Below are 24,760 nucleotides of genomic sequence, written 5' to 3'. Positions count from 1 at the left end.
CCTGTCGCTCTCCAGCACCCGCACAAGTCCGTGCCCCGTGTCCGGTCCGCCGGACACGGGGCACGGCTGTGTCCGCGGCACGGCGCTGTGGCGGTTCGGCGCGCTCCGTGCCGGCTTCTCCGCAGGACCCGGACCGATTCGCGCGCGACACGCCGTAACGTAGCTTGACGTGACCACCCTCGGAACCGGGGTTCTGCGCATCCGGCACTGGCTGCGCGACCATCCCCTCGCGCTGGACACCGCGCTCGCCCTGGCCGTACTGGTGGCCATGATCATCGGGTCGTTCGTCCGCCCGGGCGTACCGAACGGTTCCACCTTCGGCACTCGCAGGCCCGAGGCGAGCGGTGTGGTCCTGATGGTGCTCGGTGCCGTGGCGCTCATCTGGCGGCGGCGCAATCCCATGGCGGTGCTCGCGGCCACCGCCGGGCTGACGGTCGTCGAGCTGGTGAGGTCCGACCCGCCCGCGCCCGTGGTGATGAGTACCGTCATCGCGCTGTACACCGTCGCCGCCCGCACCGACCGGCCCACCACCTGGCGGGTCGGTCTGCTGACCATGGCCGCGCTGACGGCCGCCGCGATGTTCTTCGGTGCGGCGCCCTGGTACGGCCAGGAGAACTTCGGCGTCTTCGCCTGGACCGGCATGGCCGGCGCCGTGGGGGACGCCGTACGCTCCAGGCGCGCCTTCGTCGACGCGATCAGGGAGCGCGCCGAACGCGCCGAGCGCACCCGTGACGAGGAGGCCCGGCGCCGGGTCGCCGAGGAGCGGCTGCGGATCGCCCGCGAACTGCACGACGTCGTCGCCCACCACATCGCCCTGGTCAATGTCCAGGCCGGGGTGGCCGCCCACGTCATGGACAAGCGCCCCGACCAGGCCAAGGAGGCGCTGGCCCACGTCCGGGAGGCCAGCCGCTCCGCGCTCAACGAACTGCGGGCCACCGTCGGGCTGCTGCGCCAGTCCGGCGACCCGGAGGCGCCGACCGAACCGGCCCCGGGGCTTGCGGTCCTCGACGAACTGGTGGACACCGTCCGGCGGGCCGGGCTCCCGGTCGAGGTGGCCTGCACCGACCGGCGGTCCCCGCTGCCCGCGGCCGTCGACCTGGCCGCGTACCGGGTGATCCAGGAGGCGCTGACCAATGTGCGCAAACACGCGGGCCCCGGGGCGAAGGCCGAGGTGAGCGTCGTACGGGTCGGCGCCACGGCCGAGGTCACCGTGATCGACAACGGCTCGGGGGGAGGCGTCCGCAACGGGGACGGCGGCGGTCACGGCCTCCTCGGCATGCGCGAACGCGTCACCGCACTCGGCGGCTCCCTCACCGCGGGGCCCCGCTACGGCGGCGGATTCCGGGTTCATGCGATCCTGCCCGTCAAGGCCCGCACGGCAGAGCCCAAGGAGCCGGGCGCGGCGGGCCGGACGGGGGAAAACACATGACACCGCCCATCAAGGTGCTGCTCGTCGACGACCAGGCGCTGCTGCGCAGCGCGTTCCGGGTGCTGGTCGACTCGGAGACCGACATGGAGGTGGTCGGCGAGGCGGCGGACGCCGCACAGGCCGTGGAACTGGCCCGCTCGACGCGTGCCGACGTGGTGCTGATGGACATCCGGATGCCCGGCACGGACGGACTCGCCGCGACCCGGATGATCAGCGCCGACCCGGAACTGGCGGACGTACGGGTCGTCATGCTCACCACCTTCGAGGTGGACGAGTACGTGGTGCAGTCGCTGCGGGCCGGGGCGTCCGGCTTCCTCGGCAAAGGGGCGGAACCGGAGGAACTGCTCAATGCCATCCGTATCGCCGCGGGCGGTGAGGCGCTGCTCTCGCCGGCCGCGACCAAGGGCCTGATCGCCACCTTCCTTGCGCAGGGCGGCAGTTCGGGCGGTGACGGGCCGAGCGTCGCGGAGTACTCCGAGCGGCTCGCCGCGCTCACCGGCCGCGAACGCGAGGTGCTGGTCCTGGTCGCGGGCGGGCACTCCAACGACGAGATCGCCGAGCGGCTCGTCGTCAGCCCGCTCACCGTCAAGACCCATGTGAACAGGGCGATGGCGAAGCTGGGAGCCCGGGACCGGGCTCAATTGGTAGTAATTGCGTATGAATCGGGCCTGGTGCGCCCCAGGGTGGAGTGACGGGTGGAGATTCGGCGTACTCCACCTGCGGTATGCGCGGCATAAGAAAGCGACCTGGGGCCGACGCTTTCGGTCTTGCGGATGGGTGATCGTATAGCTGGGCCGGGTCTGTCCCCCAGCCACCCGCCCATCTGCCGCGTAAGCCACAGAAGAGAGACCCACCCATGTCCTGGCTGTCCAGATTCAGCCTCGCGCAACGGGCCCTGATCGGGCTGATCTCGATCGTCGCCCTCGTATTCGGGGCGATCGCGATCCCGCAGCTCAAGCAGCAGCTGCTGCCCACCATCGAACTCCCGATGGTGTCGGTGCTCGCCCCCTATCAGGGTGCGTCCCCCGATGTGGTCGAGAAGCAGGTCGTCGAACCCCTCGAGAATGCCATCAAGGCCGTCGACGGCGTCACCGGCACCACCTCGACCGCCAGCGAGGGCAACGCCGTCATCATGGCGACCTTCGACTTCGGCAGCGAGGGCACCAAGCAGCTCGTCGCCGACATCCAGCAGGCGGTGAACCGCGCCCGCGCCCAGCTTCCCGACAGCGTGGACCCGCAGGTCGTCGCCGGCTCGACGGACGACATGCCGACCGTCGTCCTCGCCGTCACCTCCGACAAGGACCAGCAGGCGCTCGCCGACCAGTTGGACCGCACCGTCGTCCCCGCGCTGGAGGACATCGACGGCGTCGGCCAGGTCTCCGTCGACGGTGTGCAGGACCTCCAGGTCTCCATCACCCCCGACGACAGGAAGCTCGCGGCCGCCGGTCTGAACGCCGGATCCCTCGCCCTGGCCCTCCAGGCGGGCGGCGCCACGGTCCCGGCCGGTTCGTTCTCGGAGCAGGGCAAGAGCCGCACCGTCCAGGTCGGCGGAGCATTCACCTCCTTGAAGCAGATCGAGGACCTGCGGGTCGTCGGTCAGGACCCGGCCACCGGCAAGTCCGGCAAGCCGGCCCGCATCGGTGACATCGCCACGGTGAAGCAGGAGCCGTCCACCGCGGTCTCCATCACCCGTACCAACGGCAAGCCGAGCCTCGCCGTGATGGCCACGATGGACAAGGACGGCAGCGCCGTCGCCATCTCGGACGCCGTCAAGGACAAGCTCCCGGACCTCCGCAAGGACCTCGGCGCAGGCGCCGAACTGACCGTCGTCTCCGACCAGGGCCCCGCCGTCTCCAAGGCGATCTCCGGTCTGACCACCGAGGGTGCGCTCGGCCTGCTCTTCGCCGTCATCGTGATCCTGGTCTTCCTCGCGTCGCTCCGCTCGACCCTGGTCACCGCAGTCTCCATCCCGCTCTCCGTGGTCCTCGCGCTGATCGTGCTCTGGACCCGCGACCTGTCGCTCAACATGCTCACGCTGGGCGCGCTGACCATCGCGATCGGCCGGGTCGTCGACGACTCGATCGTGGTCCTGGAGAACATCAAGCGGCACCTCGGCTACGGCGAGGAGCGCCAGTCCGCGATCATCACCGCGGTCAAGGAAGTGGCCGGCGCGGTCACCTCCTCGACCCTCACCACGGTCGCCGTCTTCCTGCCGATCGGTCTCGTCGGCGGCATGGTCGGCGAGCTCTTCGGCTCGTTCTCGCTGACCGTCACCGCGGCCCTGCTGGCCTCCCTGCTGGTTTCGCTGACCGTCGTCCCCGTCCTCTCGTACTGGTTCCTGCGCGCCCCGAAGGGCGCCACGGAGAACCCGGACGAGGCCCGTCGCAAGGCCGAGGAGAAGGAAGCCCGCAGCCGGCTCCAGCGGCTGTACGTCCCGGTGCTGCGCTTCGCGACCCGGCGCCGTATCACCAGCATCGTCATCGCCGTCGTGGTGCTGTTCGGCACCTTCGGCATGGCCCCGCTGCTGAAGACCAACTTCTTCGACCAGGGCGAGCAGGAAGTCCTCTCCGTCAAGCAGGAGCTGACCCCCGGCACCAGCCTGGCGGCCGCCGACGCGGCGGCGAAGAAGGTCGAGAAGGTCCTCGCCGGCGACAAGGGCGTCAAGGACTACCAGGTCACCGTCGGCTCCTCCGGCTTCATGGCGGCCTTCGGTGGCGGTACGGGCTCCAACCAGGCCTCGTACCAGATCACCCTGAAGGACGCGGGCGACTCCGAGGCCGTGCAGAAGCGCCTCGACACGGAGCTCGGCAAGCTCGACGGCATCGGTGACACCACCATCTCCGCGGGCGGCGGCTTCGGCAGCCAGGACCTCAGCGTCGTGGTCAAGGCCGCCGACGCGGACGTCCTGAAGAAGGCGTCCGAAGAGGTACGGGCCGAGGTGGCCAAGCTGAAGGATGTCACCGACGTCCAGAGCGACCTGGCGCAGAGCGTGCCGCGGATCTCGGTCAAGGCCAACGCCAAGGCCGCCGACGCCGGCTTCAACCAGACCACGCTCGGCGCGGCCGTCGCCGGAGCGGTGCGCGGCACCCCGTCCGGCAAGGCGATCATGGACGACACCGAGCGTGATGTCGTCATCAAGTCCGCCCACCCGGCCACCACGATGGCGGAGCTGAAGAACCTCTCCCTCGGCCCGGTCAAGCTCGGTCGGATCGCCGACGTCGAGCTGGTCCCCGGCCCGGTCTCGATGACGAGGATCGACGGCCAGCGCGCCGCCACCATCACCGCCAAGCCCACCGGTGACAACACCGGCGCGGTCAGTGCCTCGCTCCAGACGAAGATCAACGCGCTGAAGCTCCCGGACGGCGCCACCGCCACCATCGGTGGTGTCTCCGAGGACCAGAACGACGCGTTCCTGAATCTCGGCCTGGCCATGCTGGCCGCGATCGCGATCGTCTTCATGCTGCTCGTGGCGACCTTCCGGTCGCTGGTCCAGCCGCTGATCCTGCTGGTCTCCATCCCGTTCGCGGCAACCGGCGCGATCGGCCTGCTCGTGGTCACCGGCACCCCGATGGGCGTACCGGCGATGATCGGCATGCTGATGCTGATCGGCATCGTGGTCACCAACGCGATCGTGCTGATCGACCTGATCAACCAGTACCGGACGCAGGGCATGGGCGTCGTCGAAGCGGTCATCGAGGGCGGCCGCCACCGGCTCCGTCCGATCCTGATGACCGCCCTGGCGACGATCTTCGCCCTGCTCCCGATGGCGCTCGGCGTCACCGGCGAGGGCGGCTTCATCTCGCAGCCGCTCGCCGTCGTGGTGATCGGCGGCCTGGTCACCTCGACCCTGCTGACGCTGCTCCTGGTGCCGACGCTCTACGCGATGGTGGAACTCCGCAAGGAGCGCCGCGCGAAGAAGAAGGCCATCAAGCGCGCCAAGAAGGCCGGCGTGCCGGCCCCGGCCGAGCCGGAGGAGACCTCCTCCGAGGAGCCGGAGCCCGCGAAGGCCTGACCCGCCTGGCATGACGAGGGGCCTGTCCCACACGAGCGTGTGGGACAGGCCCCTTCGGGTTTCCGCTTGCTGCTTGAGCGCTGCTGCTATTTGAGCGAGGAGACGAACGCGCCCCAGACCGCAGCCTGGACGACGAGCGCCGGGCCGGCGGGGTTCTTGCTGTCGCGTACGGGGACGATGCCGGGGAAGTCGTCGCTGATCTCGACGCATTCGCCCCCATTGGTGTTGCTGTAACTGCTGCTGCGCCAGTGGGCGGTGCTCAGCTCGGGGGAGTGGGTCATGGCCGGTAGCCCTCCATCGATGCCCGCGAGCTGCACGAGCGACAGGCCCGCCCGCTAGAGCGGCGGGAACGCCGGCTGACGGCGGGGCGGTGAGCGTCAGGCGGCCCCGCTGAGAGCCTGGACGATCCGGAGCCACGTCTCGCCGTGCGGCTGGGCGTGCCGGACGCTGAGGGCGAGGATCTCCCTCAGCAGCCGGGCACGGGTCGCCTCGGGTGCGCGGGGGAGGAGCGTGGCCAGCTCGTCCGGCTCGACGCCCTCGACGACCCCCGAGAGCACCATGCCCGCCTGGGCGTGGGTGAGGGAGGACAGCCTGTCGTCGAAGACCTGCCCCTCGATGGCCGCCGCGTGCAGCAGCGCGTTGCCGTCCCCGACCGCCAACGCCAGTTCCACGTACGCCTGGAGGGCGTCGCGGTCCTCGACGAGGCGGTACGCGGCGTCCAGTCCTTCGGTGCGGGCGACATCGAGGACGGCGACGTGCGCGAGCGGGGTGGCCTCGGACGGCTGGGCCTGGAGGATGCGGGGGTGGTCCTGGAGGAAGGCCCGTGACTCCGCCCAGGTGGCGCAGTCCACCCACTCCGCCACCTGCTCCGCGAGGATCAGCGGATCGTAGGCGGCGGTCACGCCGTGGGCGAGGACGGCCTCGCGGAGCGCGGCGTGCTGCTGTGCGGTGCGGGCGTCCAGGAGCGCCAGCTCTTCGAGGGCTGTCGCTGTCTCCTCGCCGCTGAGCACTTCCGCATTCCGGGACCAGACATCGCGTGACTGGGGCCAGTTGGCCGCGAACATCCAGGAACTGACGAGGTCCAGCGTCTCCGGCGACAGGGCGAGCCAGGCCGGTGCGGGGGCTAAGGTCTCTTCTTCCCACGCGGTGCGTACGGCGTCGGTGTCGCTGAAGGCGCGAAGCGCCCGCCGAGCCCGTACGGTCACGACGTCCGCGCCGCCGTCCGGCGCGGAGTCCCCGTCGAGGAAGGCCACGAGCCCGCGTACGCCGATCGAGGCCTGGGGATCGGGACAGTCCAGCAGGAAAACACTCCGCTCGACACCGAGACGCCGGGCGGTTGCGGGGTGGGCGGAGGCGAACTCCGCCACGGCCTCGTCGAATTCCCGGATCGCCGACGCACGGTCGTCGGTGCGGACGAGTGCCCGTGCCAGGTCGGCGAGAGCGGAGACCAGGGCGTTTTCGAAGGCACCGGGGTTCTCCAGCGTCAGAGTCCGGTAGGCGGCGACCGCTTCCTCTGCCGCGCTCACGGCTCCTTCGTCGTCGTGGTTCAGCCCCAGGTGCTTGCTGAGGCTGTGGAGGGACCGGGCCAGATCTGGAAGGAAGACCTTGGCCTGTTTGACGACGAGTTCACGCAGGAGGCGGATGGCCTCGTGTGCTGGTGGTAGTGCCATTTTCGGACTGCCGACGTCGGCGAGATTCTGCGCGAGTGAGCGGAGACCGGTGGCGAGGACGGGGCGGAACACGGCGGGGTATTGCGCTGCCAGCTCGCGATAGATGGCGACAGCCTCCTCCGCCGCCCGTAGCCCTGCTGCAGGGTCTCCGTTGCTGTTGAAGTGGTTGGCAAGGTTGTTGAGGGTGGTGGCCAGGTCAGGGCGGAAGGTGCCCGGCTGTTGTGCGGCGAGGTCGCGATGGATGACAAGGGCCTCCTGCGTCGCGTCGAGCGCCCCAGAGACGTTGCCGACGTACGCGCGATGAATGCCGAGGGTGTCGAGTGCGGTGGCGAGCTTGGAGCGAAACGGGCTCGGATCCTGTGAGACGAGCTGTCGATAGACGCCGACCGCTTCTTCGATGTGGGGCAGAGAAGCAACGGGTTCTCCGGCGGAGGCGAGGTGCGAGGCGAGGTTATGGAGATAGCTGGCCAGACGAGGGAGGTGCACGGTCTGATGGTGTGCGGCCAGCTCGCGTTGGATCCGTACGGCTTCGCGTGCGAACGGCACGGCGGTGGCTCGGTCTCCGGCGGAGGCGGTCCGGTTGGCCAGGGTGTCCAAGGACAGGGCGAGGTCTGCTCTGAAGGCTTCAGGATGCTCTACGGCAAGTTTGGAGTACAGGCGGGCGCACTCCTGCGCTGGGGCGAGCGCACCCTGACGGTCTCCGGCGTCGTCGAGCCGGTCCGACAGGTTGCCAAGAAGGTCGGCCAGATCAGGCCTGAAGGAGGCTGGGTGACGCGCGTCGAGCTCCCGGCAGATGCCTACCGCCTCTTGTGCGGAAGCAACGGCCTTTTCATGATCCCCGACGTAGGCGCGTGCCACGGACAGGTTGTGCAAGGAGTTGGCCAGACCGGGCAGGAGAGCCGTGGGGTGCTGCTCGGTCACACCTCGCCGGATGCGGACCGCTTCCTCGATGTGGGGCAGCGCGTCCGTGTGGGCACCGAGGCGGCTGAAGCTGCTGGCCAGGTTGAGAAGGGCGGAGGCCAGGTTGCTCAGGAACTCGCCAGGGTGCTGTGCGGCGAGCTCGCGGTAGATACTGACCGCTTCCTCGGCGGGCAGCACGGCGCCACGGAGTTGCCCGCCTTCACCCAGGTGCACCCCCAGATTGCCGAGGGCGCTGGCAAGGCCGGAGCGGAACGCCTTCGGACTCTGCACGATGAGTCCGCGGAAGATACCAACGGCCTCCTGGGCGCGCGCGAGGGCCTCGTGATGGTCACCGATATCAGCCAGGCGATTACTGAGGGACACAAGGGATGATGCCAGTCCTGGGAGTGACGCATCGGCGCCGGAACTGACCAAGGCTTGCTGGATCTTCACAGCCTCCCGGGCGGGGGCCACGGCCCCTTTCCGATCGCCGATGGCGGCGCAACGGTTGGCAACGATATGCAGAGCACCGGCGACTGCCGCTCGATGGGTTCCGGGAGACAGCCGCTCCAACTCCTCCCAGAGGGACAACGCCTCCCGCGCCGCACCCAGCGCACCGTCCAGATCCCCTTCCGCCCCGAGCCGCTCGGAGAAGCGACGCAACGCCTGGGCCAGAAACAGCGCCGCGCTCGCCCCGCCCCGCTCCACCAGCCCCCGCAGCATCCCGATCCCCGGTGCACCCGCCCGCGCCGCGTGCTGCGCCAGGCCCCGCACCACGTACGGATCGACCGCCCCCCAGCCGCCGCCCACCGCTCGCCGCTCGACGTGCGCGATGAGCGCGGCCAACGCCACCTCCCCGGCCTCGGCGTGCCCCGGCCCCTCCCGGTCCGCGAGATGTGACACGAACTCGCGGTGGTACAAACGGAACACCGCCTGCCCGTCCTCCGCGTCCTCGACGATGTAGCGGCCGTACGCGGACAGCACCCAGTCCACGTCGCTCTCGTCGTACGACACGTCACCGCCGCCCAGCGCTCCGGCGACCTCCTCCCACACGCCCCCGGCGGGCATCCCGCGCCCGACCGTCCACGCCAGCGCGGTCAGCAGATCCCGCGCGGCGGACGGCAGTTCGGTGCCGTCCGCCAGGACCCGTACCGGCCCGGCCCGCAAGTCCTCCTCGAACGCGGCCTCGATGGAGCCCGGCAGACCGGCCGGCCACTGGCCCTCCTCGGCGACATAACCCCCTGCCAGCAGCGAGCCCGTCACCAGCCGCGCGAACAGGAACCCGCCGCCCACCGTCGTGGCGCGGGCCGCGACCGCGTCGCCCGCCTCCCGCGCCCGGTCCTCCGGGACACCGGCCGCCGCGCACCGGCGGAACACGTACTCACCGATGTCCTCCTGCGTGTGCGGCTCCCGCTCCAGGTCCGCAGTGGTGACGCCCGCGCCGATCAGCCGGGCCAGGGCGTCCGGAAGTGTCTCGTCCCCCGGCCCTTCCTCCGCCAGGCGGCTGCGGAACGCACGGTCGCGGGAGCCGAGCAGGACCGGGGTCGTCCGGCTGAGCGGGAAGACCAGCTCCTCGATCATGGCACGGAGGTGCTCGGCGGGTACTTCGTCCAGGCCGTCGAGGACCAGCACCGGCTGCGGGGACAACTCACGGAGCTCGCCCCGGAAGTCGTCCGCGTTGCGGGGCTCGGGCAGTCCGAGCCGGCGGGCGAGATCCGAGGCCGCCTGGAGAGGACTCAGGCCCCGTAGGTGTACGGAGGCGAGTGAGCGGTCGGGGCGGAGGCCCGGGTCCGGGTCGTCCTCGCGCAGGCCCCCGTGCGCCTCGGCTTCCTTCCGCCGCACGGGATCGGTGAGCGTCGCGATCCGGCCCAGCACGGCCGACTTGCCGCAGCCCGCCGGGCCGGTCACCAGGAAGAGCCCGGCATCGACCGCCTCCAGCCACGCGGCGATCCGCCCCAGCACCTCCTTCCGGCCCGTGAAGAACCAGCCCTCCTCGCGGTACCCGACCCCGCGCGCCGCGAGCACCAGGTGCTCCACCAGCCGGGCAGGGGCCCCGGGCACATGGCGCGGGTTCGGGAAGACCGGCCGCCCGGTGCCGAGGGCGGCGGGCACCGGTGTCTGGCCCTCGCCGCGCCATCGCTCACCCAGCGCGGCCAGCAGGTCCGGGCCGCTGACCAACGCGTTGTGGGCGCTCCACGCCGAGCGGTACTCGGTGGTGGCGGGGCCGGCCTTCAGCACCTCCGCCAACGCGGTGAGCAGAGGGCCGCTGCCGTCCGACGTCTCGTTGCGCCGACAGCTCGCCATGATCCCGAACCACTTGGCCTGCCCGGGCGGCGTGGATGTGGCCTCCCAACGCCGCAGGGCCTTCTCCAGGCCCCGGCCCACCGCGTCTCCCGCGTGGCAGGTGTCGATGATCACCAGGATCTGGTCGGCGCCCGACGCCTCCGCATGGTTGACCAGCGTCTCGGTCGAGACGCCACGGTCATCTGCGCGTGCCCAGACCGTGGCGTCGTCGGCGAGGTCGAGGTCCGACAGCGCGAGGCGCAGTTCGCCGTCGATCAGCACCCCGTGCCCCGACCAGACGATGATCGCCGGCTTCGCCGCACCCGTCTTCCACCAGTTCTTGCTCCACGCGGGCAGGGCCTCGTCGAAGGCCGCCCAGGACGGGTTCCCGCCGCCCACCACATGCGCCGCGATCCCCAGGCCCTCCAGCAGTCCGGCGATCTCCTCCATCCGGGCCACCGCCCCGGTCAGCCGGGGAAAGCTCCGCTCGTCGGCGTACTCCTCGCACACCACGCACAGCGCCGTCCCCACCGGCTCGCGTCCGTCGTCGCCCGTCACGCCCGTCTCACGCACCATCGCCCGCCCCGCCTTCCAGTACCAGCACCAGCGCGGTCATCACGACATGGCCCGCGTTCCCCGTACCCACCCGCACCCGGTGCGGCCCGGCCGGGAGCCCGGCCAGGCGTGCCGCGTAACGGCCCCCGCCCAGGTTGTTCAGCGTCCGCACCGGTCCTCCCTCGGCCGCCGCGAAGACGGCCACCCGGTCGTGGCCCCGTATGTCCGGCGGGACCGTGGCCCGCAGCTCGTACACCTCGCCCTCGGTGATCGCGTCCGGGGCGTCCACCACCAGCGGGATGTCCGCGACTTCCGGGCCCCGGTGGACCGGCGGGTCCGGGGTGAGCCAGTTGTAGAGGGCCTGGCGCAGCGCCGTGTTGTTCTGGAGCGAGCCGTGCTTCTCCCAGGGCGTGTACGCGGGCCGCCCCGCCGCCCCCACGTGGGCGCTGGAGAGCCTGGGCACGCGGCCGTCGCCGCCCTCTTCGGTCCCGCCGATCGTGAGCAGTCCGGTCAGCTTCTCGCCCTGGACCTCGGCGGTGGTCGGGGTCGGCTGGAGCACCCCGCTGATCGGTACGTACTCCACTCCGTACGCCGTCCCCGCCCCGGACTCCCGCAGCGCCTCGTGGAAGCGGGCGGCGTCCTTGAGCAGTGCCGCGTCGGCCCCGGGCAGACCGGTCACTTCACGGGCGTATCGCAGCGGCTCGCCCGGCGCGGTGATCAGCGCGGCGTAGTCGGGGACGAGCTGGTGGAGGGACGGAAGGCTGCGGGCGAACGCGGTGGCGCCGATACCGGCCGGGCCCACCCCGTTGACCAGAGAGAGCAGGGCGTCCAAGGAGCCCCGGTACGGGGTTCCGAGCGTGATCACGCGGCGCGTCACCTCCGCGCCGCCGCACCGCTCCACGTACTGGCGGGTGACCAGGCCGCCCATCGAGTGGCAGACGAAGACGACCCGGGCCTCCGCCCGCTCCGGCGCCGAGGCTCGCCAGCGGCCGAGCTCCTCGTCCACCCGCCCGGCCAGCCGGTCCGCGTTGTAGCGGCAGGACAGCCGCCAGTCGTAGGCGAAGCCGATCAGGTTGGCGGGGGCGTCCGCTTCGTCCTTCTCGCCCCGGCGGCGGAGCGTGAAGTTGCTCTCCAGCCACTCCAGGAAGCCGTCGTAGCCGTCCACGAGCGTCCCGATGCCCAGCAGTCCGTGCAGGTCGCGCATCGGACCGAGCGGGCGCACACCGTCGCCCGGGTGCTCGTCGCCCAGGTCCGGGGGCAGCGCCAGGCCCGTGACGGACCGGCCGAAGGTACGGATCCCGCGGAGGAGGGCCGGGCCCGAGAGGCCCCAGACCTCGTGCCCGTCCGCGTCCGCCAGCCGACTGCCGAGAATGCCCGGGACGACGACCACCATGTCGTCGACCCGGCTGCGAGACGTCATGTGGCGCCGTACCCCCGTGAATGTGCGCTGCTGCCGTGGATAAAGCAGCGTAATTACGGAGAGGGCTGTTCGAGTGCCATATGGAGGAAACCAGGCGGCTCGGGACGTTCCGTACCCCTACCGAACGGGGAAGGCCCGGTCCACCGACCGTCCACCGGTGGACCGGGCCTCACGGCCATGCCGCGGGCAGCACCCCCTACGGCAGCGCCAGCATCCGCTCCAGCGCCAGCTTCGCGTACTTCTCCGTCTCCGGGTCGACCTCGATCCGGTTGACCAGGTTGCCCTCGGCCAGCGACTCCAGCGCCCACACCAGGTGCGGCAGGTCGATCCGGTTCATCGTCGAGCAGAAGCACACCGTCTTGTCGAGGAAGACGATCTCCTTGTCCTCGGCCGCGAACCGGTTCGCCAGGCGTCGCACCAGGTTCAGCTCGGTGCCGATCGCCCACTTCGAGCCGGCCGGGGCCGCCTCCAGGGCCTTGATGATGTACTCCGTCGAGCCGACGTAGTCCGCCGCCGCCACGACCTCGTGCTTGCACTCCGGGTGCACCAGCACATTGACGCCCGGGATGCGCTCGCGCACATCGTTGACGGACTCGACCGAGAAGCGCCCGTGCACCGAGCAGTGCCCGCGCCACAGGATCATCTTGGCGTTGCGCAGCTCCTCGGCGGTCAGGCCGCCGTTCGGCTTGTGCGGGTTGTAGAGGACGCAGTCCTCCAGCGACATTCCCATGTCCCGGACGGCGGTGTTCCGCCCCAGGTGCTGGTCCGGCAGGAAGAGAACCTTGACTGCCGAGGGCTCCCCCTGCTCGAAGGCCCACTCCAGCGCCCGCTTCGCGTTGGACGAGGTGCAGATCGTGCCGCCGTGCCGCCCCGTGAAGGCCTTGATGTCGGCGGAGGAGTTCATGTACGAGACGGGTACGACCTGCTCGGCGACCCCGGCCTCGGTCAGTACGTCCCAGCACTCGGCGACCTGCTCGGCGGTGGCCATGTCGGCCATGGAGCAGCCCGCTGCCAGGTCCGGCAGCACGACCTTCTGGTCGCCGGTGGTCAGGATGTCCGCGGACTCGGCCATGAAGTGCACACCGCAGAAGACGATGTACTCGGCCTCCGGGCGCGCAGCCGCGTCCCGGGCGAGCTTGAACGAGTCGCCGGTGACGTCCGCGAACTGGATGACCTCGTCGCGCTGGTAGTGGTGGCCGAGGACGAACACCTTGTCCCCGAGCTTCTCCTTGGCCGCGCGGGCACGCTCCACCAGGTCCGGGTCGGACGGGGATGGCAGGTCGCCGGGGCACTCGACGCCGCGCTCGCTCTTCGGGTCGGCCTCACGGCCGAGCAGGAGCAGGGCGAGGGGCGTCGGCTGGACGTCGAGATCCTGGACGGGGTGGGCCGTGGTCACGTCACGCACCCTTTCTTCTTTGCGGAAAGCCTTTTCGTCTAATTGACGTTATCTATCATATCCGGTTCACGTCACTTTGACGACGGCCATAGTGTCGATGTGACGCATCCCCCCCGGGGGGCCGGTGTGCGAGCATGAATGGAACAGGCAAGCGCTCGGCCCGGAATGAATCCGCGGTCCCGACGGTTGCAACGTCGGCAAGCAGTCTCCGTACAACCCGGGAGAGAAGCAGATGTCCGTATCGGACGAGACCACCACCGTGAGCGACGGCATCCTCCTGTCCGACGCCGCCGCAGCCAAGGTCAAGGGCCTGCTGGAGCAGGAAGGCCGTGACGACCTGGCGCTGCGCGTCGCCGTCCAGCCCGGCGGCTGCTCGGGCCTGCGCTACCAGCTCTTCTTCGACGAGCGCTCGCTCGACGGCGATGTCGTGAAGGACTTCGACGGTGTCAAGGTCGTCACCGACCGGATGAGCGCTCCGTACCTGGGTGGCGCCTCCATCGACTTCGTCGACACCATCGAGAAGCAGGGCTTCACGATCGACAACCCGAACGCCACGGGCTCCTGCGCCTGCGGCGACTCCTTCAGCTAGGCCCTGAAGGCAGCGACAGAACAGCAAAACGGCGGCGGCCCCGGAATCCGGGGCCGCCGCCGTTGTCGTACGCAGGGGCTCAGCGTCAGGCGCGGGGCACATCGCCGCCCGACGCCGCGTCGACCACCGTCCGGTCACCGAGCGGGGCGTCCAGGGTCACCGTCCGGGTCAGCTCCTTGGCGATCATGATGCAGACCTTCTTCTCGGCCGGCTGCGACTCCGTCACCGTCACCCGCACCGTCTTCCCGTCCTCGGTCGCGCTCGCCGCGTACTTACTGCACACCCCGCCCCAGAACGTCACCGACAGGGTTCGACCGTCGGCGCTGTACGACAGGATCTGCCGCCGGGACTTCTCCGTGTCCCCCGGGGGCGGGGGCGTCGCCGGTACGTCCTTCGCCAGATACGCGGGGTCCACGGCGATCTGCGACACGGTGTCACCCGTGCCGCCCGCGGCCGGCCGCACCGAGAAGAGCCAGGACGGTACGAGCGTCTGCTTGCCCGCCACGTACTGCTCGGTCAGTCCGAACACCGCCTTGTCGACCGTCACGGTCGTCGTCGGCCGCTCCGCCCCGGTCCGCGTCCCGCAGTGGACCTTCGGCGACTTCAGGCCATCCTGCAGCGGTACGGGAGTGGCGCACCCGCCGATGTCCGTGCGCCCCTCCGTCCGGGACGCCGCCCCGTTCAGCTGCTTCAGCGCCTCGCTCGCGCTGATCACCGGATAGCTGTCGCCCTTCTCCAGGCCCTTCAACTGCCCACTGCCACCGACCACTTCACCACCCGCGTCCACCTGGATCCCGGTCGACCAGCCGTAGGTGGGAAGGCCGTCCACCTTCGGGTCGGCGTTCACCACCCGTACCGAACCCATGAGTTGGCGGGCGTCGAGGGCGGCGTCGTCCTGTCCCACCGCCTTCAGGACCGGCGTCGCGGCAGCCCTGGCGGCGCTCTCGCTCACTGCGGAGCCGCTGTCGCCGGGGTCCGCCTTCCGGTCCGAACAGACCGTGGTGCTCTCGCAGTTGTCCGTACCGCCCGAGCCGTACCGGGCGAAACTCCAGGTGCCCGGAGCCTGCTTGTTCACCCGCAGGACCGGGCCCGAGCCGTCCCCGTCGGACCCGACCTTCCAGGAAGCGCCTTCCGCCCGCGGCGTGCCCTGCACCCCCAGCGCCTTCGCCAGCCGGGCCACCTCCGTCGCGGAGACGGTCCCCTCCGCGCGCTGCACCGCGGCCGTGCGCGGCCCCTCGGGCAGCTTGCCGGACGCGCGGTAGACCACCTGACCGCCGTGCGGATCGGGTTCGCCGGGTGCGATGCCGGGTGGGGTGCCAGGCGAGGACCCGTCGGGCGCCGTCGGGTCGCCCGCGCGTTCGTCCAGGGCAAGCGGGGGAGGGGTTCGCTCCGCGCTGCCGCTGCTCCCGCCCTCCCCGTCCGCGGCGGTCGCGACCCAGTACGCACCGCCGCCCCCGGCCAGCAGTACTGCTGCCGCCACCGAGGCCACGGCGAGCGGTGAACGCCGCCGGGGGCCGGTCACATCGTTGTCGGGTCGCTCGGTGCTCACCGGATCGCTCCTTCGCCTGCATCGCCGTCACAGGCCGTCACCCGGCCTGCCGTCCGTCCCGCGGGTGGGGACAACGGTGGGACGGGGCACAGGAGCGCACGGTTCCCTCGGGAGGTGTCGGACGCGATCGGTGCAGGTCTCAGTCGCCGTATTCGGACATGGCGTCGATCAGCCGGGCGGAGGCGGCGGGCACGGTGACCCCGTGAATCAGGGACGGCGCCACCCGAACGGGGGCGGACTTCGCGGGGACCACCCAGTGGGGAGCCATCCGTGCGCAGTCACCGCGCAGCTCGGCCAGGCTGATCTCGGACTCGCGTGTGGCGATGTGGTTCGACATATCCGCACCGTAGGCATCGCACGCCTCAGGAAGAAAGCCCTACTATCGGGTAGTTTTCCCCCCTTCAGGGCGAGTGCGGGGAGCGGGTAGCGTGAACTGTCACGCCGCCCCGGGAACGCAGTCACCCGTTCCCCCCGATCTCCACAGGAGCAGTCTCCCCGTGCGAATCGCAGTCACCGGCTCCATCGCCACCGATCACCTCATGACCTTCCCCGGCCGTTTTGCCGACCAGCTGGTCGCGGATCAGCTGCACACGGTCTCGCTCTCCTTCCTGGTCGACAACCTCGACGTGCGCCGGGGCGGTGTCGCCGCCAATATCTGCTTCGGTATGGGTCTGCTGGGTACCAACCCGATCCTGGTCGGTGCCGCGGGCTCCGACTTCGACGAGTACCGTGCCTGGCTCGACCGCCACGGCGTCGACACCGGTTCGGTACGGATCTCCGAGGTCCTGCACACCGCCCGGTTCGTCTGCACGACGGACGCCGACCACAACCAGATCGGCTCCTTCTACACGGGCGCGATGAGCGAGGCCCGGCTCATCGAGCTGAAGGCCGTCGCCGACCGCGTCGGCGGCCTCGACCTCGTCTCGATCGGCGCCGACGACCCCGAGGGGATGCTCCGCCACACCGAGGAGTGCCGCACCCGCGGAATCCCGTTCGCCGCGGACTTCTCGCAGCAGATCGCCCGGATGGACGGCGACGAGATCCGGATCCTCCTCGACGGCGCCACGTACCTCTTCTCCAACGAGTACGAGAAGGGGCTCATCGAGTCCAAGACCGGCTGGAGCGACGAGGAGATCCTGGCCAAGGTCGGCCACCGGGTCACCACGCTGGGCGCCCGCGGTGTCCGGATCGAGCGGGCCGGCCAGGAGACGATCGAGGTCGGCTGCCCGGAGGAGGAGATCAAGGCCGACCCGACCGGTGTCGGCGACGCCTTCCGGGCCGGTTTCCTCTCCGGTCTCGCCTGGGGCGTCGGCCTGGAGCGCGCCGCCCAGGTCGGCTGCATGCTCGCCACCCTGGTGATCGAGACGGTCGGCACCCAGGAGTACACCCTGCGCCGCGCCCACTTCATGGACCGCTTCACCAAGGCGTACGGCCACGACGCCGCCGCCGAGGTCCGCGCCCACCTCGCGTAGTCAGGTCAGCCGGCGGACCACATAGGCCGAGCCACGGTCCGCCGGCTCCTCGCCCACGTACTCCTGCTCGCGCATCGCGCACCAGGCCGGGATGTCCAGGCGCGCCGCCTCGTCGTCGGAGAGCACGGTCACCGTCCCGCCCAGCGGTACCTGCCCGATCACCTTTGCCAGCTCGATCACAGGGATCGGGCAGCGCTTCCCGAGGGCGTCGACCACCAGGGACGCGGTCACGGCAGGGGAGGGGGGCGCGGAAACGGGAGCGCCCAGCCTCTCCCGTACCTCTGCCACCACCCGCGGCAGCACGTCCAGGAAGCGCTCGACCTCCTCGTCCGCGGTGCCGGTCGGCAGCGACACCCGTACGTTCCCCTCCGACAGCACCCCCATCGCCCTGAGCACATGGCTCGGCGTCAGCGTGCTGCTGGTGCAGGACGAACCGGACGATACGGAGAATTCGGCCCGGTCCAGTTCATGGAGCAGTGTCTCTCCATCGACATAGAGACAGGAGAAGGTCACCAGATGCGGCAGCCGCCGCACCGGATCGCCGACCACCTCCACATCGGGCACCAGCTGCGGTACCCGGGCCCTGATGCGGTCCACCAGGGCCCGCAGCCGCACGGACTCCGCCGCCGCCTCCGCCCGCACCGCCCGCAGCGATGCCGCCGCGGCCACGATCGCCGGAAGATTCTCGAACCCCGCGGCCCGCCCCGACTCCCGCTCGTCGGCCGGTCCTTGAACCGCGAACCGCACCCCCTTGCGTACCGCCAGCAGCCCGACACCCGAGGGGCCGCCCCACTTGTGCGCGCTGGCCGCCAGCAGCGACCAGCCGTCCGGCGCCGGCCCCCAGCCCAGCGACTGCGCGGCATCCACCAGCAGCGGCACCCCCGCCGCCCGGCAGACCTCCGCGACCTCGGCCACCGGCTGTTCGGTGCCGACCTCGTGATTGGCGGACTGCAGACAGGCCAGCGCGGTGTCCTCGCGCAGCACATCCGCGTACGCCTCCGCACTCACCGCCCCCGACCGGTCCACCGCGACCTCGGAGACCGATCCGCCTTGCGCCTCATGGGCGGCGGCCGAATGGAGCACCGACGAGTGCTCCACCGCGGAGAAGACCAGATGGCGGCCGACACGCCGACGCCCCGCGAGAGCCCCCGAAATTCCGGAGTGCACCGCCCGCGTACCCGAAGGAGTGAATGTGAGCTCGTCCGGACGGCACCCGACGGCCGCCGCGGCGGCCTCCCGGGCCGCGTCGAGCAACAGCCGGGCCCGCCGCCCCTCGCGGTAGAGCCTGGCCGGGTCGGCCCACCCCTCGTCCAGCGCGGCAAGCAGCGCCTGGCGGGCGACGGGGTGCAGGGGGGCGGAGGATGCGGCGTCGAAGTAGGGCACGCGGCCACGCTAGCCCGCGCCGGGCCCGCACCCGGGGGCGGGCCGCCCGCCCAGCCAGGAGAGGGGGCGTCAGATGGCGGCCGGAGGCCCGTATTCCACCCCTTCGGGGTGCCGGACGGCGCGTTGGGCACCCTCCCCGCGCGACCCCAAATAGCGTCCAGTAGGGTTTGGTCCGCATAAACATCCAAACCCCTGCCCGCGTCAGGGCGGCGACCGACCAGACAGACGGCCGCGCCGACCGCGCGGGCGAGACTCTCGGGAAGGCGCTACGTGAGTCCCAACGGCTCCGACCGCTCGTCGCGGCGCCCGATGCGGCGGAAGCTGCCGCAGGTGCTGACTGCGGGCCTGATCCTGGCGACCGCCACCGGTTGCACATACAAGGACTTCCCCCGCCTCGGTATGCCTACGCCGGTAACGGAAGAGGCACCACGGATCCTTTCCCTCTGGCAGGGCTCGTGGGCGGCAGCGCTCGCCACGGGCGTGCTGGTCTGGGGCCTGATCCTGTGGAGTGTCATCTTCCACCGGCGCAGCCGCACCAAGGTCGAGGTTCCTACGCAGACCAGGTACAACATGCCCATCGAGGCGCTGTACACCGTGGTCCCTCTGATCATCGTCTCGGTGTTGTTCTACTTCACCGCGCGCGATGAATCGAAGATCCTTTCGCTCTCCCCGAAGCCTGCCCACACGATCAACGTGGTCGGCTACCAGTGGAGCTGGGCCTTCAACTACATCGAGAACGTGGACGGGTCCACCGCCACGGGCAACGAGATCCCCAAGGAACTCGACGCCATCCCGGACAGGTTCCGGAAGGATTTCCCCAAGGGTGCTGAAGGCGTCTACGACTACGGCGTCCCGGGAACCAGGAACCCGCAGAACGGCAACCCGGGTCCGACCCTGTGGCTGCCGAAGGGCGAGAAGGTCCGCTTCGTTCTGACTTCGCGTGACGTCATCCACTCCTTCTGGGTGGTGCCGTTCCTCATGAAGCAGGACGTCTTTCCGGGCCACACCAACGCCTTCGAGGTGACTCCCAACCAGGAGGGCACCTTCATGGGCAAGTGCGCCGAGCTCTGCGGCGTCGACCACTCCCGGATGCTCTTCAACGTCAAGATCGTCTCTCCGGAGCGCTACCAGGCGCACCTCAAGGAGCTGGCGAAGAAGGGCCAGACGGGCTACGTGCCGGCCGGCATCGCGCAGACTGACCCGGCCAGGAATGCGGAGACGAACAAACTGTGAGCATCCTCAACGAACCTCAGGGTGCCGCGGCAGCAGACGACTCGTACGAGGACGAGCTGCCGGTCCGGCGGAAGCAGCCGGGAAACGTCGTCATCAAGTGGTTGACCACCACTGACCACAAGACGATCGGCACGATGTACCTGGTCACATCGTTCGCGTTCTTCTGCATCGGCGGTCTGATGGCGCTCTTCATGCGCGCCGAACTGGCCCGTCCCGGCACGCAGATCATGTCGAACGAGCAGTTCAACCAGGCGTTCACGATGCACGGCACGATCATGCTGCTGATGTTCGCGACGCCGCTGTTCGCCGGATTCGCGAACTGGATCATGCCGCTGCAGATCGGCGCGCCCGACGTGGCGTTCCCGCGGTTGAACATGTTCGCGTACTGGCTGTACCTCTTCGGCTCGATCATCGCGGTGGCCGGCTTCCTCACCCCGCAGGGTGCGGCCGACTTCGGCTGGTTCGCCTACTCCCCGCTCTCGGACGCCGTCCGCTCGCCGGGTGTCGGTGCCGACATGTGGATCATGGGTCTGGCCTTCTCCGGCTTCGGTACGATCCTCGGTTCGGTCAACTTCATCACCACGATCATCTGCATGCGTGCTCCCGGCATGACGATGTTCCGCATGCCGATCTTCGTCTGGAACGTCCTGCTGACCGGTGTGCTGGTCCTGCTGGCCTTCCCGGTCCTCGCCGCCGCGCTCTTCGCGCTGGAGGCGGACCGCAAGTTCGGTGCGCATGTATTCGACGCGGCCAATGGCGGCCCATTGCTCTGGCAGCACCTCTTCTGGTTCTTCGGCCATCCAGAGGTGTACATCATTGCCTTGCCATTCTTCGGAATCATTTCCGAAGTGATCCCGGTGTTCAGCCGAAAGCCGATGTTCGGCTACATCGGTCTGATCAGCGCGACGATCGCGATCGCAGGCCTCTCCGTGACCGTGTGGGCGCACCACATGTACGTCACCGGCGGTGTGCTGTTGCCGTTCTTCTCGTTCATGACATTCCTCATCGCGGTACCGACCGGTGTGAAGTTCTTCAACTGGATCGGCACGATGTGGAAGGGATCGCTGTCCTTCGAGACACCGATGCTCTGGGCCGTCGGCTTCCTGATCACCTTCACCTTCGGTGGTCTGACCGGTGTGATCCTGGCGTCGCCCCCGATGGACTTCCACGTCTCGGACTCGTACTTCGTCGTCGCGCACTTCCACTACGTCATCTTCGGCACCGTGGTCTTCGCGATGTTCTCCGGATTCCACTTCTGGTGGCCGAAGTTCACCGGCAAGATGCTGGACGAGCGGCTCGGCAAGATCACGTTCTGGACGCTGTTCGTGGGCTTCCACGGCACGTTCCTGGTGCAGCACTGGCTGGGTGCCGAGGGCATGCCGCGTCGTTACGCGGACTACCTCGCCGCCGACGGCTTCACCGCGCTGAACACGATCTCGACGATCTCCTCGTTCCTGCTCGGCCTGTCGATGCTGCCGTTCTTCTACAACGTGTGGAAGACCGCGAAGTACGGCAAGAAGATCGAGGTCGACGACCCGTGGGGCTACGGCCGTTCGCTGGAGTGGGCGACCTCCTGCCCGCCGCCGCGGCACAACTTCCTCACGCTGCCGCGGATCCGTTCCGAATCCCCGGCGTTCGACCTGCATCACCCGGAGATCGCGGCGCTCGAGCAGCTGGAGCACCAGTTCGCGGATGACAAGGCCCTCGCTGGTGGCAAGGAGGCCGGTAAGTGAAGATCCAGGGCAAGATGTTCCTCTGGCTGAGCGTCTTCATCCTCGCCATGGCCATCACGTACGGCGTGTGGTCGAAGGAGCCGGCCGGTACCACCGCGCTCGTCCTGGCCTTCGGCCTGAGCGTCATGATCGGCTTCTACCTGGCCTTCACGGCGCAGCGGGTCGACGCCATGGCTCAGGACAACAAGGAAGCCGATGTCGCGGACGAGGCCGGCGAGGTGGGGTTCTTCTCCCCGCACAGCTGGCAGCCGCTCTCGTTGGCCGTCGGTGGTGCCCTGGCCTTCCTGGGCATCGTCTTCGGCTGGTGGCTGCTCTACTTCTCGCTCCCGGTGATCCTGATCGGCCTGTTCGGCTGGGTCTTCGAGTACTACCGCGGCGAGAACCGCACCCAGTGACAGCGAGTCACCGCTCCACCTGACGGGGGGCCTGTACTTCTCCACCAAGGGAAGTGCAGGCCCCCCGTTCGGCGTGTACTTCTCCGCCAAAAGAAGTGCAAATCCCCCGTTTGCAGTCACATTGCGCGCTTATAGGGATGAATCTTCATAGCGTGTGTTCATGAACCACGCGCCGCGCTTCCGCCCCGTAGTGAGCTGCACTCTGCTGGTCGTGACCCTGGTCGCAGGAGTGACCGCCTGCGGCGGGTCACATGGCCACCCGCTTGCGGCGAAACCCTACGACGCGGCGGACGAGATCTCCTCCAACGTTCCCGAGGGTGACGAGAAGGCCGACTCCGACAAGCCGCTCGAAGTAACCGTCAACGACGACGACGGCCGGATCACGGACGTGTCGGCAGTGGACGCGATCGGACGCCATCTGGCCGGCGAGCTCGATGCCGACGGGAAGCGCTGGCACTCCACCTCCCCGCTCGCCGCCGGCGCCCGCTACACGGTCCGGGTCAGCATGGAGGACGGCGACGGCGACCCGGGCGGCCGCACGCTCTCCTTCGAGACCGCCTCCGCCAAGGCCAAGAAGCTCCTGAAGGTCACCTTCGGCCCTCAGGCGGGCACCTACGGCGTCGGACAGCCCATTACGGCGGAACTCAGCGCTCCGGTCAAGGACAAGGCGTCCAGGGCCATCGTGGAGCGTGCCCTGCGGGTCCGCTCCACGCCCGCCGTGACCGGCTCCTGGTACTGGGTCGACGACAAGATCCTGCACTACCGCCCCAAGGACTACTGGCCCGCCAAGGCCACCATCGAGGTCACCAGCAGCCTGACGGGCATCAAGGTCAACGACACGCTGTACGGAGCCCCCGCGAAGGCGCTGAAGCTCACCACGGGCGACCGTGTCGAGGCCATCACCGACGCCGCAGCGCACACGATGACCGTCAAACGCAACGGGAAAGTGATCAATACCATTCCGGTGACCACCGGCAAACCCGGCTTCTCCACCCGAAACGGCGTCAAGGTCGTGCTGAGCAAGGAGTACTCCGTACGCATGCGCGGGGAGACCATCGGCATCTCGGAGAATTCCGACGACGGGTACGACCTGCTGGTCTACTACGCGACCCGCGTCACATGGAGCGGCGAGTACGTGCACGCGGCCCCCTGGTCCACCGGTTCGCAGGGGTACGCGAACGTCAGCCACGGCTGTACGGGCATGAGCACCAGCCTGGCCGAGTGGTTCTTCAACACCGTGCGCACGGGCGACATCGTCCAGGTCGTCGGCAGTCAGGGCGAGACGATGACGCCGTTCGACAACGGTTACGGCGACTGGAACCTTTCCTGGGCCAAATGGCAGCAGGGCAGCGCTCTGCACAAGAACGACACCCCGGACCGCACAGACACTTTCCAGGCGGCGCGACTGCGCCCCGAGGTCTGACCGGCCCGGGGAGCGCGCTGCCCCCTCAGCGGGACCGCGGACAGAGCCCCGGCAGGGCTCAGGCGTCCACGCAGTCCCTGCTGCGCAGCAGAGCGGCCAGGGCGTCCGCGAACTCGACCGGTTCGACCGGAAGCGTCACCGCGGCGTCCGCACGGCTCCAGGTGGCCAGCCAGGCGTCCTGCGGGCGCCCGATCAGCAGCAGTACGGGCGGGCAGTGGAAGATCTCGTCCTTGATCTGCCGGCATACGCCCATGCCGCCCGCGGGTGCCGTCTCGCCGTCCAGCACGCAGACATCGATGCCGCCGTTGTCCAGTGCGTCCAGGACGGCGGGCAGGGTGGCGCACTCAAGGAACTCCACCGGTGGCACATCGGCCGCGGGCCTGCGCCCGGCTGCCAGCTTCACCTGCTCACGGGTGTTGGCGTCGTCGCTGTAGACCAGGACCGTGGCGGTCGGCTGCATTGTTCCTCCGTGACATCTGTGTCTTCGGGGCTTTCCGGGCATGAACCGATGCGCGGATCGTACTCCGCCCGATGGGCTGTCAGCACCGCCCGGGACAGCGGATTCATGGGCCGTTCGGGGAGGGCACACCCTGTTGACACACCGAACGGCACCCCCCGGAGTGAGGGCGGGATAAGGGACCGACATAATGTCGGTCGTGGCGACAGCAACGACAGTAGAAACCGGGCACGCGCACCCGTCGGTCAATCGACCGAACCTCACCAGCGTCGGAACCATCATCTGGTTGAGTTCCGAGCTGATGTTCTTCGCGGCCCTCTTCGCGATGTACTTCACCCTGCGATCGGTGACGGGACCGGACCACTGGAAGGAAATGGCTTCGGCCCTGAACTTCCCGTTCTCGGCGACGAACACCACGATCCTGGTGCTCTCCTCACTCACCTGCCAGCTCGGCGTCTTCGCCGCGGAGCGGGGCGACGTGAAGAAGCTCCGTACCTGGTTCGTGATCACTTTCGTGATGGGTGCGATCTTCATCGGAGGCCAGGTCTTCGAGTACACCGAGCTGGTGAAGAAGGACGGCCTCTCGCTGTCCTCCGACCCGTACGGCTCGGTGTTCTACCTGACGACCGGCTTCCACGGGCTGCATGTGACAGGCGGGCTCATCGCCTTCCTGCTCGTTCTGGGCAGGACATACGCAGCCAAGAGGTTCACCCACGAACAGGCGACCGCTGCCATCGTCGTGTCCTATTACTGGCACTTCGTCGATGTCGTGTGGATCGGCCTCTTCGCCACGATCTACATGATCAAGTAACCGGGCTCGAACCCGAACCACATCCAGCATCGACGCAGAAGATCCTGACA

General features: G+C 69.4%; 18 protein-coding genes. 10 read left to right on the top strand and 8 right to left on the bottom strand.

Annotated features, from left to right (window positions below; all coding sequences use genetic code 11):
* Nucleotides 1-169: 169 nt before the first annotated feature.
* The 3 genes from ACIPEK_RS07015 to ACIPEK_RS07005 all read left to right on the top strand — a co-directional run bounded on the left by ACIPEK_RS07015 (nucleotide 170) and on the right by ACIPEK_RS07005 (nucleotide 5,441).
* A complete protein-coding gene (locus ACIPEK_RS07015) occupies nucleotides 170-1,429 on the top strand; it encodes a sensor histidine kinase (protein ID WP_401991638.1) in 1,260 nt (419 codons plus the stop codon).
* Nucleotides 1,426-2,121, top strand: a complete 696-nt coding sequence (locus ACIPEK_RS07010) for a response regulator (RefSeq protein ID WP_401991635.1) — start codon at nucleotides 1,426-1,428, stop codon at nucleotides 2,119-2,121. Before ACIPEK_RS07015 ends, ACIPEK_RS07010 begins: the two co-directional genes overlap by 4 nt.
* Before the next feature lie 164 nt (nucleotides 2,122-2,285).
* The gene (locus tag ACIPEK_RS07005; protein ID WP_401991632.1) at nucleotides 2,286-5,441 is read left to right on the top strand and encodes an efflux RND transporter permease subunit; all 3,156 of its coding nucleotides are present in this window, start codon (nucleotides 2,286-2,288) and stop codon (nucleotides 5,439-5,441) included.
* Between the two features lie 86 nt (nucleotides 5,442-5,527).
* On the opposite strand, the gene ACIPEK_RS07000 is transcribed toward ACIPEK_RS07005, so the two are convergent.
* The 4 genes from ACIPEK_RS07000 to nadA form a co-directional block, all read right to left on the bottom strand.
* Nucleotides 5,528-5,722 (bottom strand): DUF397 domain-containing protein, encoded by a 195-nt coding sequence (locus ACIPEK_RS07000; protein WP_401991629.1) that lies wholly within the window; start codon nucleotides 5,720-5,722, stop codon nucleotides 5,528-5,530.
* A gap of 96 nt (nucleotides 5,723-5,818) precedes the next feature.
* Nucleotides 5,819-10,870 carry a tetratricopeptide repeat protein gene (locus ACIPEK_RS06995; protein ID WP_401991626.1) on the bottom strand — a complete coding sequence of 1,684 codons (5,052 nt, stop codon included), beginning with the start codon at nucleotides 10,868-10,870 and terminating at the stop codon, nucleotides 5,819-5,821.
* Nucleotides 10,860-12,269, bottom strand: a complete 1,410-nt coding sequence (locus ACIPEK_RS06990; RefSeq protein ID WP_401991623.1) for an esterase/lipase family protein — start codon at nucleotides 12,267-12,269, stop codon at nucleotides 10,860-10,862. Before ACIPEK_RS06990 ends, ACIPEK_RS06995 begins: the two co-directional genes overlap by 11 nt.
* A gap of 196 nt (nucleotides 12,270-12,465) precedes the next feature.
* Entirely contained in the window at nucleotides 12,466-13,674 is a 1,209-nt protein-coding gene (gene nadA, locus ACIPEK_RS06985) for a quinolinate synthase NadA (protein WP_383078379.1), read from the bottom strand.
* 223 nt (nucleotides 13,675-13,897) lie between these two features.
* Between nadA and ACIPEK_RS06980 the strand changes: the two genes are divergently transcribed.
* The gene (locus tag ACIPEK_RS06980) at nucleotides 13,898-14,254 is read left to right on the top strand and encodes an iron-sulfur cluster assembly accessory protein (protein ID WP_030933606.1); all 357 of its coding nucleotides are present in this window, start codon (nucleotides 13,898-13,900) and stop codon (nucleotides 14,252-14,254) included.
* Between the two features lie 85 nt (nucleotides 14,255-14,339).
* Here the strand turns inward: ACIPEK_RS06980 and ACIPEK_RS06975 are convergent, their stop codons facing one another.
* Together ACIPEK_RS06975 and ACIPEK_RS06970 are read right to left on the bottom strand one after the other, a co-directional pair.
* A complete protein-coding gene (locus ACIPEK_RS06975) occupies nucleotides 14,340-15,803 on the bottom strand; it encodes a hypothetical protein (protein WP_401991620.1) in 1,464 nt (487 codons plus the stop codon).
* 139 nt (nucleotides 15,804-15,942) lie between these two features.
* Nucleotides 15,943-16,140: a hypothetical protein gene (locus tag ACIPEK_RS06970; RefSeq protein WP_401991617.1), complete on the bottom strand. Its 198-nt coding sequence runs from the start codon at nucleotides 16,138-16,140 to the stop codon at nucleotides 15,943-15,945.
* Between the two features lie 160 nt (nucleotides 16,141-16,300).
* Here ACIPEK_RS06970 and ACIPEK_RS06965 point away from each other — a divergent pair, with 160 nt between their 5' ends.
* Entirely contained in the window at nucleotides 16,301-17,275 is a 975-nt protein-coding gene (locus tag ACIPEK_RS06965) for a carbohydrate kinase family protein (RefSeq protein WP_401991614.1), read from the top strand.
* Here the strand turns inward: ACIPEK_RS06965 and ACIPEK_RS06960 are convergent, their stop codons facing one another.
* Nucleotides 17,276-18,658: a cysteine desulfurase/sulfurtransferase TusA family protein gene (locus ACIPEK_RS06960; RefSeq protein WP_401991611.1), complete on the bottom strand. Its 1,383-nt coding sequence runs from the start codon at nucleotides 18,656-18,658 to the stop codon at nucleotides 17,276-17,278.
* Nucleotides 18,659-18,928: 270 nt separating this feature from the next.
* Between ACIPEK_RS06960 and coxB the strand changes: the two genes are divergently transcribed.
* The 4 genes from coxB to ACIPEK_RS06940 all read left to right on the top strand — a co-directional run bounded on the left by coxB (nucleotide 18,929) and on the right by ACIPEK_RS06940 (nucleotide 23,442).
* Nucleotides 18,929-19,891, top strand: a complete 963-nt coding sequence (gene coxB / locus ACIPEK_RS06955; protein ID WP_401991608.1) for a cytochrome c oxidase subunit II — start codon at nucleotides 18,929-18,931, stop codon at nucleotides 19,889-19,891.
* On the top strand, nucleotides 19,888-21,624 hold the full coding sequence (gene ctaD / locus ACIPEK_RS06950; RefSeq protein ID WP_383075716.1) for a cytochrome c oxidase subunit I: 1,737 nt from the start codon (nucleotides 19,888-19,890) through the stop codon (nucleotides 21,622-21,624). Before coxB ends, ctaD begins: the two co-directional genes overlap by 4 nt.
* Nucleotides 21,621-22,019, top strand: coding sequence for a cytochrome c oxidase subunit 4 (locus ACIPEK_RS06945; RefSeq protein ID WP_093893623.1), 399 nt, complete (start codon nucleotides 21,621-21,623; stop codon nucleotides 22,017-22,019). Before ctaD ends, ACIPEK_RS06945 begins: the two co-directional genes overlap by 4 nt.
* 160 nt (nucleotides 22,020-22,179) lie before the next feature.
* Nucleotides 22,180-23,442 carry an Ig-like domain-containing protein gene (locus ACIPEK_RS06940; RefSeq protein WP_401991604.1) on the top strand — a complete coding sequence of 421 codons (1,263 nt, stop codon included), beginning with the start codon at nucleotides 22,180-22,182 and terminating at the stop codon, nucleotides 23,440-23,442.
* Between the two features lie 58 nt (nucleotides 23,443-23,500).
* Here the strand turns inward: ACIPEK_RS06940 and ACIPEK_RS06935 are convergent, their stop codons facing one another.
* Nucleotides 23,501-23,902 carry a hypothetical protein gene (locus ACIPEK_RS06935; protein WP_327275661.1) on the bottom strand — a complete coding sequence of 134 codons (402 nt, stop codon included), beginning with the start codon at nucleotides 23,900-23,902 and terminating at the stop codon, nucleotides 23,501-23,503.
* Nucleotides 23,903-24,089: 187 nt separating this feature from the next.
* Between ACIPEK_RS06935 and ACIPEK_RS06930 the strand changes: the two genes are divergently transcribed.
* Entirely contained in the window at nucleotides 24,090-24,710 is a 621-nt protein-coding gene (locus ACIPEK_RS06930; RefSeq protein ID WP_114244128.1) for a heme-copper oxidase subunit III, read from the top strand.
* The last annotated feature ends 50 nt before the right edge of the window (nucleotides 24,711-24,760 follow it).

The sequence above is a fragment of the Streptomyces sp. NPDC088246 genome (assembly GCF_044741025.1).
Lineage (GTDB): Bacteria > Actinomycetota > Actinomycetes > Streptomycetales > Streptomycetaceae > Streptomyces.
This window is presented reverse-complemented; position numbering and strand designations above follow the sequence as displayed.

Excerpts from the sequence above, each read along its gene's own strand:
- ACIPEK_RS07010 (WP_401991635.1), top strand. The coding sequence starts at position 1,426 with ATGACACCGCCCATCAAGGTGCTGCTCGTCGACGACCAGGCGCTGCTG.
- ACIPEK_RS07005 (WP_401991632.1), top strand. The coding sequence starts at position 2,286 with ATGTCCTGGCTGTCCAGATTCAGCCTCGCGCAACGGGCCCTGATCGGG.
- ACIPEK_RS07000 (WP_401991629.1), bottom strand. The coding sequence starts at position 5,722 with ATGACCCACTCCCCCGAGCTGAGCACCGCCCACTGGCGCAGCAGCAGT.
- ACIPEK_RS06995 (WP_401991626.1), bottom strand. The coding sequence starts at position 10,870 with ATGGTGCGTGAGACGGGCGTGACGGGCGACGACGGACGCGAGCCGGTG.
- ACIPEK_RS06990 (WP_401991623.1), bottom strand. The coding sequence starts at position 12,269 with ATGACGTCTCGCAGCCGGGTCGACGACATGGTGGTCGTCGTCCCGGGC.
- ACIPEK_RS06980 (WP_030933606.1), top strand. The coding sequence starts at position 13,898 with ATGTCCGTATCGGACGAGACCACCACCGTGAGCGACGGCATCCTCCTG.
- ACIPEK_RS06970 (WP_401991617.1), bottom strand. The coding sequence starts at position 16,140 with ATGTCGAACCACATCGCCACACGCGAGTCCGAGATCAGCCTGGCCGAG.
- ACIPEK_RS06940 (WP_401991604.1), top strand. The coding sequence starts at position 22,180 with ATGAACCACGCGCCGCGCTTCCGCCCCGTAGTGAGCTGCACTCTGCTG.
- ACIPEK_RS06935 (WP_327275661.1), bottom strand. The coding sequence starts at position 23,902 with ATGCAGCCGACCGCCACGGTCCTGGTCTACAGCGACGACGCCAACACC.
- ACIPEK_RS06930 (WP_114244128.1), top strand. The coding sequence starts at position 24,090 with ATGTCGGTCGTGGCGACAGCAACGACAGTAGAAACCGGGCACGCGCAC.